Annotated in this window: 14 protein-coding genes; 4 read left to right on the forward strand and 10 right to left on the reverse strand. The window is 54.6% G+C overall.

Annotated features, from left to right (window positions below):
• Nucleotides 1-25 precede the first annotated feature (25 nt).
• The 3 genes from EKL29_RS08210 to EKL29_RS08220 are packed head-to-tail and all read right to left on the reverse strand — an operon-like array spanning nucleotide 26 to nucleotide 2,924.
• Entirely contained in the window at nucleotides 26-454 is a 429-nt protein-coding gene (locus EKL29_RS08210; protein WP_120456709.1) for a PTS sugar transporter subunit IIA, read from the reverse strand.
• A 34-nt stretch (nucleotides 455-488) separates the two neighbouring features.
• Nucleotides 489-1,499: a Gfo/Idh/MocA family protein gene (locus EKL29_RS08215; RefSeq protein WP_120456708.1), complete on the reverse strand. Its 1,011-nt coding sequence runs from the start codon at nucleotides 1,497-1,499 to the stop codon at nucleotides 489-491.
• 15 nt (nucleotides 1,500-1,514) lie between these two features.
• On the reverse strand, nucleotides 1,515-2,924 hold the full coding sequence (locus EKL29_RS08220) for a sugar porter family MFS transporter (RefSeq protein ID WP_126689334.1): 1,410 nt from the start codon (nucleotides 2,922-2,924) through the stop codon (nucleotides 1,515-1,517).
• An 821-nt stretch (nucleotides 2,925-3,745) separates the two neighbouring features.
• On the opposite strand from EKL29_RS08220, the gene EKL29_RS08225 reads away from it, so the two are divergent.
• Nucleotides 3,746-4,615: an AraC family transcriptional regulator gene (locus EKL29_RS08225; RefSeq protein ID WP_126689335.1), complete on the forward strand. Its 870-nt coding sequence runs from the start codon at nucleotides 3,746-3,748 to the stop codon at nucleotides 4,613-4,615.
• A gap of 54 nt (nucleotides 4,616-4,669) precedes the next feature.
• On the opposite strand, the gene EKL29_RS08230 is transcribed toward EKL29_RS08225, so the two are convergent.
• The 6 genes from EKL29_RS08230 to EKL29_RS08255 form a co-directional block, all read right to left on the reverse strand.
• A complete protein-coding gene (locus EKL29_RS08230) occupies nucleotides 4,670-5,626 on the reverse strand; it encodes a nickel/cobalt transporter (protein WP_126689336.1) in 957 nt (318 codons plus the stop codon).
• Between the two features lie 315 nt (nucleotides 5,627-5,941).
• Nucleotides 5,942-6,166 (reverse strand): hypothetical protein, encoded by a 225-nt coding sequence (locus EKL29_RS08235; protein ID WP_120456701.1) that lies wholly within the window; start codon nucleotides 6,164-6,166, stop codon nucleotides 5,942-5,944.
• A gap of 174 nt (nucleotides 6,167-6,340) precedes the next feature.
• Complete coding sequence (locus EKL29_RS08240; protein ID WP_126689337.1) at nucleotides 6,341-6,985, reverse strand: DUF1109 domain-containing protein; 645 nt, start codon at nucleotides 6,983-6,985, stop codon at nucleotides 6,341-6,343.
• Nucleotides 6,972-7,526 (reverse strand): sigma-70 family RNA polymerase sigma factor, encoded by a 555-nt coding sequence (locus EKL29_RS08245; RefSeq protein WP_120456698.1) that lies wholly within the window; start codon nucleotides 7,524-7,526, stop codon nucleotides 6,972-6,974. Before EKL29_RS08245 ends, EKL29_RS08240 begins: the two co-directional genes overlap by 14 nt.
• Before the next feature lie 61 nt (nucleotides 7,527-7,587).
• Nucleotides 7,588-8,826: a protein-disulfide reductase DsbD gene (locus tag EKL29_RS08250; RefSeq protein ID WP_126689338.1), complete on the reverse strand. Its 1,239-nt coding sequence runs from the start codon at nucleotides 8,824-8,826 to the stop codon at nucleotides 7,588-7,590.
• A 24-nt stretch (nucleotides 8,827-8,850) separates the two neighbouring features.
• Nucleotides 8,851-9,414 carry a peroxiredoxin gene (locus tag EKL29_RS08255; RefSeq protein WP_120456696.1) on the reverse strand — a complete coding sequence of 188 codons (564 nt, stop codon included), beginning with the start codon at nucleotides 9,412-9,414 and terminating at the stop codon, nucleotides 8,851-8,853.
• A 205-nt stretch (nucleotides 9,415-9,619) separates the two neighbouring features.
• Between EKL29_RS08255 and EKL29_RS08260 the strand changes: the two genes are divergently transcribed.
• Entirely contained in the window at nucleotides 9,620-10,570 is a 951-nt protein-coding gene (locus EKL29_RS08260) for an Rpn family recombination-promoting nuclease/putative transposase (protein WP_126689339.1), read from the forward strand.
• A 289-nt stretch (nucleotides 10,571-10,859) separates the two neighbouring features.
• Nucleotides 10,860-12,020, forward strand: a complete 1,161-nt coding sequence (locus EKL29_RS08265; RefSeq protein WP_158618926.1) for a macrolide family glycosyltransferase — start codon at nucleotides 10,860-10,862, stop codon at nucleotides 12,018-12,020.
• A gap of 62 nt (nucleotides 12,021-12,082) precedes the next feature.
• Here the strand turns inward: EKL29_RS08265 and EKL29_RS08270 are convergent, their stop codons facing one another.
• Nucleotides 12,083-12,919, reverse strand: coding sequence for an SDR family oxidoreductase (locus EKL29_RS08270; protein WP_120456691.1), 837 nt, complete (start codon nucleotides 12,917-12,919; stop codon nucleotides 12,083-12,085).
• A 443-nt stretch (nucleotides 12,920-13,362) separates the two neighbouring features.
• On the opposite strand from EKL29_RS08270, the gene tssI reads away from it, so the two are divergent.
• Nucleotides 13,363-15,852 (forward strand): type VI secretion system Vgr family protein, encoded by a 2,490-nt coding sequence (tssI, locus tag EKL29_RS08275; protein ID WP_158618927.1) that lies wholly within the window; start codon nucleotides 13,363-13,365, stop codon nucleotides 15,850-15,852.
• The last annotated feature ends 3 nt before the right edge of the window (nucleotides 15,853-15,855 follow it).

The raw sequence follows: 15,855 nt of genomic DNA on the forward strand, positions 1-15,855 counted from the left end.
TTTGTTCCTTCATCTGGTGCGTTAATTACGCTTTCTCAAACAGACTAATAAATTCTTCTTTGGTTTTTGCGCTGGCTAATAAGGTCGTTTTTACTTCATCGCCTAACAGATCTGCGATGTCCGCCAGCACCTGAATATGTTCATTCCTGGAAGCGGCTACGGCTACCATCACGAAAACCACTTTCCCGTTTCCCCAGCCGACGCCGTGTGGAAACTGAAAAACCTGAAAACCCGTTTTGATCACCAGATCAAGGTTCTCTTTAGCACAATGAGGAAACGCGATACCTGCGCCGATATAGGTAGAGACGCTTTTTTCGCGTGCCAGCATGCCGTGCAGGAAACCCGGTTTCACATAACCGGCTTTTTCCAGCGCGTCAGCGGCAATTTTAATGGCTTCGTTTTTATTCGCTGCCCGACACTGCAAATGCAGTGAATCTGCCGTCAGTTTCAACATTATTAGTCCCTCACAAAAAGCGAGAAGAAGTATTTCAGCGATAAAGCGACGGCTGTTGCGGAATGACGACGTCGTGTTTTTCGCCATCTTTCAGCGAAGCCAGACCAGCGTCGCAGACCAGCGCCACAACATAACCATCCCAGGACGACGGTCCGCTCATTTCGCGGCCGTCGCGCACGCTGTCGACAAAGTGCTGCACTTCACGGTCGTAAGCCGTGGCGAAACGCTCCATACAGGATTGAGCAATATGGTGCGCATTGCCATGAAGCGAACGCGTATTAATTAACTGCTGTTCGTTCAGCGCGATAACGGCATTCTCACCGACGACCTCGCAGCGGATGTCATAGCCATAATGGCAGTTCACAAACAGCTCATCGTCAATGCGCACGCCCGATTCGGTCTCAAAAATGACGATAAGCGGATCCTGCAAATGCGGCAGCGCGCGGCTGGTTTTTTTACGAGGCTTGTCAACGCGAACGGACGTAATATTCTCGTTCAGCAGATAACGAATAATGTCAATTTCATGGGTCGCTGAATCATTGATCGCCATCTCCAGCGTGTAGCTTTCCGGCACAGAGGGATTACGGTGCGCGCAGTGAATTAACATTACGTCGCCAGGCTCGCCGCTGTCGATGGCGTGCTTCAGCGCCTGATAGCCGGGGTCGAAACGGCGCATAAAGCCCAGCTGCAGCAGGCGCTTGCCCGCTTTCACTTCTGCTTCAATAATTTCTTTTGATTCATCAGCGGTCGGCGTCAGCGGTTTTTCGCAAAATACCGGCTTGCCTGCGTTAAAAGCGGCCAGAATTTGCGTTTTGTGCACCGGGCCAATAGAGCAGATAAATACCGCATCGACCAGCTCGGAATGAATCATCTCTTCTGCGTCATAAAATGCGGTAGCGCCATATTCGCTGGCAACCGCATCCGCGGCCGCACGGTTGATGTCGCAAACCGCCGTCACTTCCGCGCCAGAAATTACATTGTGAAAACGTTTCAGATGATCCCGGCCAATCATACCCAGACCAATTAAACCGATTTTGACAGTCATTTAATAATCCTCATATTAAAAGCGAAATTTCTTTTCAATCTGTTCTAATGTCAGGCCACGCGTCTCCGGCAAATATTTCACCAGCAGAATAAGCATGATCACGTTGGTCGCGCCGAAGAAGCCAAAGGTCATACCGCCGCCGTAATGGCTTAACAGGAAGGGGAAGATGGACTGAATGATAAAGTCAAAGATCCACAGGCCAAATACGGCGAAGCCCATCCCCGCGCCGCGCATTCTTAATGGATAGATCTCCGCTAACATCAGCCAGAATACCGGTGCAATCCAGCCCTGCATAAACACCAGAAAGACCAGCATCAAGGCGAGAATAACGTAGGGCGCGTTGGCAAAATTAGCGTGAAGCGTCTCCACACCGTTGAGGGTTTCTGTATGGAAAAAGACTTTAAATGCCAGACCGATAAGCACCAGGCTAACCGTTACGCCTGCCTGGCCGGTAAAAAACATCTTGCGGCGCGAGTATTTGCCTATCAGCGCCATGCCCAGCAGGGTTGCCAGTACAGAAATAACGCCGTTCGCCACTGCGCCGGTCACCGCCGCCGCATCGCCGAGACCGGCCGCTTTCAGCACGGTGGGCGCGTAGTACATGATGGTGTTAACGCCTGTGACGCGGGTAGCCAGGACGATCATCAGCCCGATTAAGATGAGCTGGATAACCCAGCGGTTTTTCAGTTCGGCCAGCAGGTTGAATTTCACCTCATCCGCTTTAACGATTTGCTGAATCTCTTTAACTTCGCGATCCACTTCTTCCGGCAGACGTAATGTTTTAAGGACCTTTACCGCTTTTTCGGTTTGCCCTTTGCGAATAAAGAAGCGCGGGGATTCAGGCATCATTAACATGCCCACCCACAGCAGCGCGCCCGGCAACGCCGGAATAGCCAGCATAATGCGCCAGTTGTGCTGCATTTCAGGATAGAGGTTCACAATGGCTGCATTGACGGAATAGGCCAGGAACTGTCCGGTGACGATCATCAGTTCGTTAACCGTCACCAGGCTTTCACGCTGATCGGCGCGCGCCAGTTCGGAGATGTAGATGGGTACGGTAACCGAGGCACAACCTACCGCTAAGCCCAGAACAAATCGGGCCGCGATCATGGACGGAACATCCCAGGCGAACGCGGTACCTAATGCGCCGAAAATAAAAATAGCGGCGACCCATAATAAATTTTTACGGCGGCCCTGCTTGTCTGATAAATAACCGCCGAACAGGGAACCTAACGCCGCGCCAAATAATAAAAAGTAAGTGATAAAACCTTCCTGGGAGGCCGTCAGGTGAAGGTCGTACTTCATAAAGATAAGCGCGCCGGAAATAACGCCGGTATCGTAACCGAAGCATAAACCACCTATCGTTGAGACGATGGTGATTAACCGCATACGCTGAGGGTTTTGTAGGTTGGTTTTATTATACATATCTGTTCCATCTGGTAGTAAGGTAAAACCGTCGCACGCCATTTTTCATGGCCAGCATCGACCAGTAAATTTATGGCAGCCTGAATGAGAACATGTAATTAGTACGTCGAGTGTAAATATTATTTTTTAGCTAACCGCATAATGTAATGCAGGAATCTTTATGGTTGCAGCAAAGTTACATCAAAGTGAAGATTAAAAGCCAGTCACGCCAGGCTGTGCTATTTTACTCCGTGTTGAGGATCAAAGATTCGAATCAAAAAGCACAAAATAGAGTGATAATCGTCACAGGGCATACATTATTGATTGACATAGCAAGAATGAAGACAAGCTAAAAAAGAGGGTCGCTTAGCGGTTTTATTAACAAACCGGGAGAGTTAAATAAAGGCGAGTTAACTATAGAAGAGGCGCCCTGACGCCAGCGCAAGGCGGCATCTGACAACGGCTATTTTTATTTCAGGCGCGCATTAATGTTTATTAACAATAGCGGGCTTTGCTCACTTCCGTCACCAGAGCAATTTTGATGATATTTGCCTTTTTATGGTGGAGATAACCCTAAACAAAAGAGGGCTACTGATATTTCGCCTTTACAGCATCGAAGAGGGGGTAAGCGGACGCATGGATTTTGATCAAAATAAAAGTGTGACGAGGTTCAAAATTGTTTTTGTCCTCGTTTCAGGAAAACAATAATCATCATTCCTTGATGTCATACCATCAGCAAAGCCTGATTTATCAATTGTCTGAATTAGGGTAAAAAGCAAAATTGATGATTACCGGCAGAAAAAACTCGTGTAAGAATAGCAGCGCATACTACAGGAGCGATCATGATTACCTTTTGCCTTAATGAACATCCTTCAGCTCGCGGGTTCGACAATAATTTGCGCCCTCGCCTGGCGTTTATCTGTAAAGCGGAAGGTAAAGAGGAAGCCCTGCCCAGAGTCATGCACAAGCACGACGATCGCTTTGAAGTCATGTTCGTTCGCTCCGGCAGCGGTACCTATAACATCGACGGGCGACGCTACAACGTAAAACAAGGCGATATCATGCTGTTCAACGCCAATGTCCTGCATGATGAAAGCCCGGATGCATCAGACGATTTATTGATTTTCAGCTGCGGCGTCGAGCAGTTAAAAATCGATGGCTTGCCCCATAATGTGCTGACGACGCGCGCGCAACCCGCCGTTATGCCAAGCGGTGAATTTTACGATGAAATTAGCCAGCTGTTCGATCAGATGTGGGCGCACGTTAACAGTAAACGCCTCTACAGCGCGGAGATTGGCGATAATCTGCTGAATGTTCTGCTGCTACTGTGCCGGAATATCTGGATAGAAAACAAGCAGGAGCGGGAGGACCGCAATACGCTGCTCGGCCAGCGCATTAAGGATTACATCGATGACCACTACAAAGAAGATATCGCGCTCAGTTCCATCACCGCGATGATGAACATGAACCAGTTTTATCTGGCGCACGTGTTTAAAAATTTCTCCGGTTATTCGCCTAAACAGTACCAGACGCGTCGCCGTATTGGCGAGGCGCAAAACTTATTGCTGAGTACCAGCCTGGGCGTGACCGAAGTCGCAAACGCGGTGGGGTACGATAACGTCAATAATTTTCACCGCATCTTTCACAATCTCGTGGGCATTCCCCCCGCGCGGTATAAAAAGTTCTGGCTGACCGGCCAGATAAAAACCTAGCGTCAGCCATGACCTTCCTCGCCCCGGCAGAGCCGCAGCACGCTCGCCGGGCCTTTAGCAGCCCGCTGCGATAAAGTCCCCATTGGTACTGACAGGAATGATGGTAGAAAACATCACGGCCGCAAAAAGAATCAGCGCTACGCCGCCCGCTGCCAGGACCAGCCTGACGAACGTCGCTGAGTAACGCGCCACCCCAGGCAGCTTGACGTTAATCATCCACTCTCTGAAATGATGCACGAAGGTGGCAAGGATCATGATTGAAGCGGCCGTGCCGAGCGACATCGCCGTTACCGCCGCCACTCCCCAGCTAAACATACCCACCGCATTAGCAAAGACAAGGATCATCAGCGCCCCGCTGCAGGGCCGGATACCTATGGTGCCAATCACCCAGGCCGCATTGCGCCAGCCGCCGGTCAGTTCATCAGGCGCAGGCTGATGTTTGTGTCCACAGCCGCAAGCCCCGTTATGCTGATGGCGAGAAGCGCTGACAGGCAGCAGCGAGAGAGGACGGATACCGGCAGCCCGACAAAGCATGACAAGTCCAAAGCCCGCAATGAGCAATGCGCTGGCTTTTTCCATCCAGTATCGGCTCAGGCTGAGATCGCCCAGCGAAAGATTCAGGGAAACGGCGAGAATAACCACAAACAGAATGGCGACGATGCCTTGCATCAGACTGCCCAGCAGCGTAATTAGTCGGCTGGCCCTGAGTTGCGCTCTGTGAGTGGCAAGCCAGGTTGTAATCACGAATTTGCCGTGGCCAGGCCCGACTGAATGCAGGAAACCATAGATAAAACTTCCCGCGACAAGCATCAGACCGCCCTTGATATGCCGATCGCGCTGCAGCAGCAGGTACTGCACCAGATAGCGATGCAGCGAAACCTGCACCGAAAAGCAGTACTGCACAAAGTCGGCCCAGTGCCGGGCGAAAAGGTAAAGCAGAGCGAGACCCGCCAGGCCGCCAAAGCCCAGCAGGGTTAGCGTTGAGACGCTATTGAGATCGTACTTTTTCATGAGCCTGTCCTGAAGGTAAATAGCCCGAGCTTGAACAGACCAGAAACCGGACTCGCCATCGCTCGACAGCAGCGGCAAAGGTTGTCGCGCCGTTCATCGAAATGGCTACAGAGAAGAGAGGAAAAGGCTACCACCCTGGCAGACGGAAACCAACGGGCGGGACGCATTTATTCACAGATAAGCTGGCCCTGAAGGCGTGCGCGATATCATTATTCAGCAGGAGAATGTTTTCAGGGGGATCTGCGGGCGGACCTGACTTTTAGCGGCTGGCTGACGCGGTGATTCAGGGCCGCAGGCGCAGCCCTGATGCGCAGATTACTGCGCCTGTTGCTGATTCTTCTCTGCTTCTTTTTTCGCTTTTTTGCTGGCCATATGATGGCCTACGGCGCAACCTGCTGCCGCACCGGCAACGGCGTGATTCTTGATATGCCCCGCCGCTCCGCCCACCGCAGCGCCTTTAAGGCAGCCTTTTGCTTCAGCCTGGGAAGCGACGGACATCAGCAGGCCAAGAGTGACAACTAAATATGACAGTTTGCGCATCTGCACTTCATCCTCATAAGAATTAACAAGACATTTCCATCAATCACCTGTTGAGCATAGTCGAAACCACCAGCAGGAGAGGATAAAGCGGGGCCTGTTGTTATTTTGTTGAGGAAGCGTTAAGAAAACTGCCGGACCGCCAAATCACTCAGCCCGGCAGAGCGACCGGCATCGTCAGCGGCGATCCAGACGGATCCATCGTCGTCCCGCGAAGATGGTGAGGAGAACGATGGTAAGGCCTGCCGCAAGATGCATGCTGAAATCGATCAGGTGCAAATGGGTGTTGTGGCACAGCGACAACAGCATTGACGACATAAACGCGATGCCGCACCCCGCCAGCGCCAGGCTTTTCTCCGGCGAAAGCGATCGGGTGCGATAAAGGCTGAACACTGAGATCGCCATCATCGGCAACGCCGCCAGCAGCATAAAGAGATAGCAGTGGATGCCTTCGCCGAAGCGCCCTGCGCCTGCTGGCGCCTGTGCGGCGGTCAGATTGACCAGGTTGAGCGCCAGCCACGCCAGCGCCAGCAGGAAGAGGTATCGCAGCTGAGGCGCCTTCCGTCCTGCGAGACTGAGGGTAAAGGCGCCGCCAATGGTGCTAACGCCCAGAATAAATGCGAGCAGCAAGGCCGCCATGGCAGGTAGCGCGCCGGGCTGCGACCAGTCGGTGTTGCGGCTGTGCAGCGCCCAGCTGCTGAGCGCGCCGCAGGGCAGCGCGGCGGCAACCCAGCCAGCCACGCGCCAGGGAGTCGGCCAGACGCGTCTCACCGGCTGTGCCGAAGCGCTGAGTTGTTCAATCAGTTGGTCATGATTTCTCATGCTTACCACTTCCGTATTTACGCAGGTTAAGCATTGCGCGGTGCAAAAGCGATTTGACCGCGGAAAGCGAAAGGTTAGCCTCAGCCGCCGCCTGAGCCAGGCTCTGCTCGCGCAGATGAACAGATTCGACAATCTCCCGCTGGCGCACCGGCAGCGCGCCCAGGCAGTCGGTTAGCGCCTCCTGGCCCGGTTCGGCCTCGTCGGGTTCCGCCGTCTGACGGTGAAGGGCGTCATCATCCTGAACTTCATACTGCCGTCCACGCTGACGCAGGGCGTCTATCGCTCTCGCCGACGCGATCGCCGCCACCCAGGGCAGTAAGGGGCGGCGGGGATCGTAGGTATGGCGCACGCGATGTATCGCCAGCAGCGTCTCCTGAATCACATCTTCAACCAGCGCATCGTTGGCGATTTTTTTGCGCACCAGCGCGCGGATGGCGGGCACCATCGCTTTCAGAAGCTGATTGTAGGCGGCCTGGTCGCCAGCCTGCGCGCGGGCCATTAAGGCAGGCCAGTGCTGAGCGCGCGCGTCAGTATCGGGCATCGCCCGCACTAAAAGGCGGGATCATCCGCCCTGTTAAGTTGTTATTCAATCACTCACCCGTTTACGTTTTCTTTCCGCTTTCAGCGGCCTGCTCCAGCGCCGAAATCACAATCCCCGGCGTCAGCACCTGCGGCAGCACAACCGGTTTGCCGCCGTTTGCCGGGTAAACGACATAAAGCGGCAGTCCGCCGCGACCAAAATCGCTGAGCGCCTGTTCAACGTCAGGATTATATTTTGTGGAGTCGGCCACCATATAAATGGTACTGGTGCGCGCCATCGCCGATTTCACCGCCTGGGTCGATAACGAGGTGCGGTCGTTAACCTGGCAGGTAATACACCACGACGCGGTGAAGTTCACCAGCACCGGCTTGCCCTGCCCTTTGATCGCATCGACGTTCTGCGGCGACCAGGCGACGGCCGCAGCGGCAACGGCACCTTCTACCCTCTCCTCAGGAGCAGCAGCGCTTTTCAGATTGATTAGCGGCGGTACCAGCAGCAGGACGAAAACCGCGGTCGCCAGATGCAGCGCCCAGTGGCGGCGACCCATCATACGGCGTTTTTGCGCCATGCCATATAACCAGGCTGCAAAACTGAGCAGCAGGCAGCAGGCCAGGATAGCCGCCAGCGCGGCCGAGCCTGCCTGACGCTCCAGCACCCAGATAAGCCAGCCGACAGCGCCGAGCATCGGAAAAGCCAGCCCGTGTTTCAGCGTGATCATCCAGGCACCGGGCGCAGGCAGCACGCGCGCCAGAACCGGGAAAAAAGAGATCAGGGTAAAAGGCGCGGCGAAACCGAGCGCCAGCGCAATAAAGATCACCAGGCTGACGGCAGGCGGTTGGGTCAGCGCATAGCCGACGGCGCTGGCCATAAAAGGGGCGCTGCAGGGCGTCGCCACCACGATGGCGAGCGCGCCGGTAAGCGCCGAACCCACCAGACCGCCGCGATCGCCGCCCACCTCGCCGGCCCGCTGCAGGGACAGGCCGATTTCAAACAGGCCAAAGAGATTAAGCGCTGACGCCAGCATCACCAGAATCAGCAGTGCGATCACCAGCGGCGACTGCAGCTGAAATCCCCAGCCGACCGAGGCGCCGCCCGCCCGCGCCAGCAGCAGCACGGCCACCAGCGCCAGCATGGTCACCACGACGCCCAGCAGAAACGCCAGCCCTTCGGCGCGCGCGTGAGCCGGTTTGTCGTGATGGCGGATCAGGCTGAGCGCTTTCAGCGAAATCACCGGGAATACGCACGGCATAAGATTGAGTATGAGGCCGCCGAGAAAAGCGGCGGCAATGGCTGTCAGCATAATCATTTCACCTGGAGGTTAGGGTCAGGCAGGGTTAGCCTGGCGATATTTCTTCACCGCATCCATCGCTTTCTGGATATGCGCATCGGGATTTTTATCGGTGTAGCTGAACAGTATCTTGCCGTCCGGCGCGATCACGTAAGAGGTACGATCTGAAAGGGTTTTCCCTTTATATTCCATAGTGCTTTTATACTCCGCCGCGACTTTTGCGCCGGGATCGGCAGCGACGGTAAACTTATCACGGCACTCAAGCTGCGAGAATTTGGCAATCTGATCGGTATTGCCGGCGGTCACGCCAATCACCGTCGCACCCTGTTTTTTGAACGCGTCCGTCGCCTCGGCGAAATCGTGCGCTTCCAGCGTGCAGCCCGCGCTAAAGGCGGCCGGGAAGAAATAGAGCACGACCGGGCCTTTCTGCAGCGCCTGCTGCAGGGAGAAGGAGGTCGCTTTACCAGCCAGAGCCGCATCAAGTTTGAAATCAGGCGCCTTGTCGCCGACCTGCAGCGCGGCGAACGCGGAGGTGACAGGCAGGCTCAGAGCGAGAAGCGTGGCGGCCGCCAGGGTTTTCAGGTTGTTTTTCATCAACATCTCTTTCTTCTCCATTAACAATCAGGCGGAGTGCCCGAAAGGTTTAATCAGAGGTTCGGTGGCGGTCGCGGAAAAGTTTCGCTGCTTTAAAATATTTTCGCGCTGAGGTGAGTGCCGGGCTGGTTAGCCTGCAGCTTTGCTGATGAGAGCGGGGCGTTATGGTACTATTCGCCGCCTGGACTTAAGACAGAAAAGGCGCATCAGGATGCACAAGAAAAATACGCCTACCCCGCACGATGCGGTATTCAAAACCTTTCTCTCGCACCCCGAGACGGCGCGTGACTTTATGTCGCTGCATCTGCCGCCCGCGCTGCTGGCGATTTGCGATTTGACTACGCTGAAGCTGGAGTCCGGCAGTTTCGTAGAGGATGACCTGCGCCCCTACTACAGCGATGTGCTTTACTCGCTGAAGACCCGCGGCGGCGAGGGGTATGTGCACGTTCTGATTGAGCACCAGAGCACGCCGGATAAGCATATGGCGTTTCGGCTGATGCGCTATGCGGTGGCGGCGATGCAGCGTCATCTCGACGCCGGACATAAAACGCTGCCGCTGGTGATCCCGGTGCTCTTTTACCAGGGTAAGCGCAGCCCCTATCCTTACTCAATGAGCTGGCTTGATGCCTTTAGCGAGCGAGAACAGGCCGCGGCGCTCTACAGCGGACATTTCCCGCTGGTGGATGTAACCGTCATCCCGGATGAAGAGATTATGCAACACCGCAGCATGGCGGCGCTGACCCTGTTGCAAAAGCATATCCGCCAGCGCGATCTGAAAGGCCTGCTCGACCAGCTGGTGTCGTTGATGCTGACGGAATTTATGACCGGACAGCAGGTGATGGCGCTGGTAAACTATATGCTTCAGGCCGGCGAAACGTCGGACGCGAAAGCGATGATTCGTGAACTGGCACAGCGCGTGCCGCAGCATGAGGATGAACTGATGACCCTTGCACAACAGCTTGAACAGATAGGATTGAAAAAAGGTCTGGAGCAAGGACTGGAACAGGGGCTGGAACAGGGCCTGGCACAGGGGCGCCAGCTTGGCGAACGAGAGGCCAGCCTGAATATCGCCCGGAACTTACTGAAAAGCGGTATGGACGTTCTCTCAGTCATGAAAGTAACGGGCCTGTCGGAAGAGGATCTCCAGCAAATCCACCACTAAGGCTCCGCCCTGCTTCTTATCTCTGGCCGCCCTTTCTTCAGGGCGGCGGTTTTTCTCAATGTCTCTATCCATGCTGCAATAAAAACATAAAATAACGCCGCGAGAAAATAACGTGGCGGTTGCATCCACTTATTCCGATATCTATTTAATCCTGCGCCGCTGTAATTCGCCTTTAAAGAACCGATGAAATGCTGCTTATAACGTCAGGCAGGGATCGTCCCTGCCTGCGCGCCATTATAACGGAGCGAATATGGCTTTACGGGTTGAGGTAAAAAACAGGCGGCCGCACGTGGCGATCTTTAATTGCGCTGAACATGGTCATGTTAATCCCACGCTAGGTCTGGTCAACGCGCTGGTGGCGCGGGGATATCGGGTTAGCTATACCACGTCGGCTGAATTTGCACCTTTAATAACGGCCTGCGGCGCGGAGCCGGTAATTTATCAGCCCGCATTTAGCAAAGAGACACCTCGCCCGGAAGAGATGAGACACGTGGTGGTTGAGCTGGCAAAAGAGGCGACGCTGACCTGGGACGGGCTATTTCACGCCTTTGTCGACGATCGCCCGGATATTATCGCTTATGGCCCGTTAAGCTGGCTGGGGAAAATATTTTCCGCTCTGTGGAATATTCCTTCCGTCGCGCTTAATCCCACCCATGCCAGCTATCAGGGACAGTCGGAAGAGTGGCTGGGAATAGCGGGCAATGCCTGGCCCTGCTTACCGCTGCTCAACGCCCTGCTGAAGTCTAAAGGCGTGGCGCTCGATCTCTCCGCGTTGTTATCCCGCCACGACAATGCTATTGCCTTTATTCCGCGCTGCTTTCAGGAAAAAGTGGAGACGGTCGATCCCCGCGTTATTTTCGTCGGGCCTGAAATCGTCGCCAGACCTGCTGAGCATAAATGGCGCCCTGCGTCACAAGCGCGCCCCGTTGTGGTCGTTTCGCTGGGTTCGGTCTACACCAACCAGCGCGATTTTTTCCGCACCTGCATCGCGGCGTTCGCCGACAGCGAATTCCACCTGGTGTTATCTATTGGCCGCTACGTCACGCCGGACGAGCTGGGGCCAGTCGCAGCCAATATTGAGGTACATGCGCAGATCCCTCAGCTTGAGGTGCTGCAGTCAGCCAGTTTGTTTATCACGCATGCCGGTATGAACAGCCTGATGGAGGCGGCGCATTTCGGCGTGCCGGTTATCGCCGTTCCCCAGCAGGCGGAGCAGCGGCTCAATGCCAGACGCGTCCAGCAGCTTGGTCTCGGCGTCCATCTGCCGCGGGAGCAGGTCGATGCGGACGGGTTGCTCTCCGCCGCGCGTGCGCTTCACGCCAGCGAGATCTGTCGGACGCAGATTGCGCGCTTTCAGCAGCAGCTAAAAGCGGCTGGCGGCGCCAGCGCAGCAGCCGATCTCTTCGATCGGCTCTTTGCCAGCCTGCAGCGCCGGGCTCAGGCGATATAGCAGACGAGAAATAACAAAAACGCGCAGCACGTTAACCGTGCTGCGCGCGGAAGGCGGGCGTTCTACACTTCGAGGCTGTTGACGCGCAGCATAAAGAGGTCGCGATCTCTGATCTCTCTTTTTCTTTCCAGCAGCAGGTCGAGATTATCCCTGACCGTAAGATAAAGGCCGCTCAGGCTTTTATATTTACCGCTGCACAGCTTCTCAATATTGATCATGCTCTGCTTCTCATCCACGGTATTTCCGGCGTCCTGCTCGTCATAAACCCACTGCAACGCTTTGCCCCTGGCGCTGTTGCGATCGGTGACGGTGGAGATCAAACTGGTGACCATGCCCGTAGAGTGAACCAGACCGGGGTGATAGGCGTAGACAGAGATATTTTCGCGCTTCATCTCGACGGCCAGGTTTTCGGTTAATTTAATCACCGCCGCTTTCGTGACTGAATAAGAGGTGCAGTAGGGCCAGCGGTAGGCACCTGCATTGCTGACGATATTAATGATAATGCCGCGTTTGCGCATCCGCATCGGTTTAAGCGCTTCGTGGGTGCAATAAGAGAGACCAAGCAGGTTAATATTAATCGCTTCATACCAGTCATCCAGCGCGATATCGGCGAATTTATCTACCGGTCCCCAGACGCCGGCATTATTTATCACCACATCGATATGGCCAAACATGGCGACGATATCTGCAAAGCATTGTGACACGGCGGCCCGATCGCTGACGTCACAGGTGATACAGTGAAAAAGGCCCGGATATTCCGCCTCCAGCTGCGCCAGACGGGCAGTATCCCTTCCCGTAATAATAACGGTGTGCTGACGGGCAAGCGCTTTCGCGTAGGAAAAGCCTAGCCCTTTTGAACCACCGGTAATTAAAATTACTTTTTTATCTGCGTCTGTCATTGCCCTAATTCCTGTATTAAATAAATCGCGGCTATTGAGTTGCGAATATCATCTCTGGGCAGGATTATTGGCACGCCAGTGTGAATGATAAATGACAATCCGTTGTTAATTTGATTTAAGGCAGCGGCACGCTGACAGAAAGTCTTATCGGTTAAAATAACGCAAAGAAACTACTTTTCAGATCGCTTTTATTTTGATTAATGCAGAAAGTAATAATTTTTTCTCTGCCGTGAAATAGCCACTACATCCGTGATGGTGCGTTATAAAACAGAAGATTTTAAGGCCAGCCATTACTAAGAACATTCTTAAATATCCCTGATGTCGGGCGCTGTATTAAAAGATTCATAAAGCGCTTTTACTATGCCAGCAATAAATAAAAAGGCCCACCCTATATTCATGCCTCGCGCAATGAAGCCTGTTGCCGCATGAAACAGAGGAATGTCATGGATCGCGTTGTAATAGCCCACACGCCGCTTGGTAGCGAACTCCTGTTTAAAAAGATGACGGGTCGGGAGCAATTCTCAGACTGTTATCAGTTTGACGTCGATATGCTGAGCACCAGCAACGAAATAAACCTGCAGGATCTGCTGGGCGAGCAGATAACGCTTGAGCTGCGCCCTAATCCGGAAACACAGCGTTTCCTCAGCGGCATGATTACCCGCATGGCGTTTGTCGGACATGAAAAGCACCGCGAAGAGTATTATATCTATCGCGCAACGATGCGCCCCCACTTGTGGAACCTGACCCAGACGCAGGGTTTTCGCATCTGGCAGCAAAAGACCGCCAGAGAGATCCTGACCGACGTTTTCCAGGATTATGCCATTCCCATTGATGACCAGCTGGAGGGAAACTTCCGCATCTGGGAATACTGCGTGCAGTATCAGGAAAGCATGTATGACTTCGTAAAGCGTCTGATGGAGCACGAAGGCATTTACTTCTACTTTCGTCATGCGATGGGCCAGGAGACGCTGGTGCTCTGCAACAGCAGCAAATCTCACCAGCCGTTCGGATGCTATGAGACCATCGAGTTTCATCAAACCGGCGCGGGCGGTTACGTAAATCAGGAGGCGATCAACAGCTGGCAGGCGTCAGCGTCGGTGTCGGCCAGCCTCTACAGCCATGATGATTATAACTATCTGCAATCGAACGCCGACCTCTCCGCCACGATGCAGATCGCCGACGCCCGCTCGCCGGCGAATACCAAAATCACCGAGTGGCCGGGACGCTATCCCCATCAGTCAGAGGGAAACGACTATTCACAGATCCGCCAGCAGGAATATGGCGCGCGACAGCAGCAAATTGAAGGCGCGGGCGATGCGTTCGGCCTGGCGCCAGGCTACACCTTTACGCTCTGTATGGCGCCGCGCGCCGCAGATGAAGGAAAAACCTTTCTGATTACCCGGGTCGATTACCACCTGGAAGAGAACAGCTACGCCAGTAACGATCAAGACCACAATATCCATCGCTTCGACTTCTGCGTTATTCCGGCGACGGTGGTCTGGCGTCCGGCGCGCGTCACGCCCTGGCCGCGCACCACCGGCCCGCAAACGGCAGTGGTCATCAAAGCCAGCGACGCCAGCAAAGGCGACGGCGACCATATCTCCACCGATCAGTATGGTCGCGTGCGGGTTAAATTCCGCTGGTTCAGAGCGGAAGATGAAACCCGGCTTCACTCCTGCTGGCTGCGCGTCTCAAGCGGCTGGGCCGGGAGCCAGTATGGCGCGTATCAGATCCCGCGCGTCGGCGAAGAGGTGGTGGTCAATTTTATTAACGGCGACCCCCACACGCCGGTGGTGACCGGGCGAGTCTATAACGATTTGCAGACCCTGCCGATTTCTGAACACCTGGTGACGGAAGCCAGCACCAGCGATATTGCCAGCGGTGACAGCGTAACGGCGGAGAGCGCCGCCGAGTGGAATTACGCTAAAAGTGGCATCTGGACGCGTACGCTCGGCAGCCAGGATGTTAACGACGGCAATTTCCTCACCTTTGACGACACCGAAGGTGAACAGTCGGTCGATCTGCACGCCGCGAAGAAGCTGAATATCTCCGCCAAGGACGCGGTCAAAATCTACTCCGCCAGGGCGGGCGATGACGCGATAAAAGTCTGGTCGCCCGGCCAGGTTTACATTCAGAGCGAAGATACCTTAAACACCAGCGCGCCGACGCAGAAACACAGCATTCGCGGCAGCTACTACACCATCAGCGGCGCCAACTTCACCACTAACGGCATCGCCTTAACCATTAATGGCGTCAACGGCACCATCAATGCCGTCAGCAGCCTGCAGGCGACGACGACGGAATTCACTGCCAAAGGCTTATCCATGGAAGTCACCGGCGTGAAGCACGCCAAAACCTATTCTGAAATAAAAAAGAACGTCAATGAGATCAAAGAGGTCAACCGGCAACTGGTCTTCGCCTCTTTGATCTCGATTATGAATGGCGGCGGCGGCGCGTTGCCGAATGAGAATGAGCGGACGGTGACCAGCCAGCTGGACAAGCTGAAAGCGAAAGTGAAATGGAAAGGGAAAAGCAACGAAAGCGCCGCCGGTTCGCGACCGTCTTCGCAGGCGAGTAACGCCTCTCAGGGGAGTAACGCCTCTCAGGGGAGTAACGCCTCGCAGGCGAGTAATGCTTCGCAGGCGAGTAACGCCTCACAGGCGAGCAATGCTTCTCAGGCAAGCAATGCTTCGCAGGCAAGCAATGCTTCGCAGGCAAGCAATGCTTCGCAGGCAAGTAATGCTTCCCAGGCGAGCAATGCCTCCCAGGCGAGTAACGCCTCACAGGCGAGCAATGCTTCGCAGGCGAGTAACGCCTCCCAGGCAAGTAATGCTTCTCAGGCAAGCAATGCCTCGCAGGCAAGTAACGCTTCCCAGGAGAGCTTCCAGACGGCGCGCACCAGTCAATCGACACCCGGTGGAGAAGGCGCTTAGCCG

Source organism: Pantoea sp. YU22 (assembly GCF_003970755.1).
GTDB lineage: Bacteria > Pseudomonadota > Gammaproteobacteria > Enterobacterales > Enterobacteriaceae > Pantoea > Pantoea piersonii.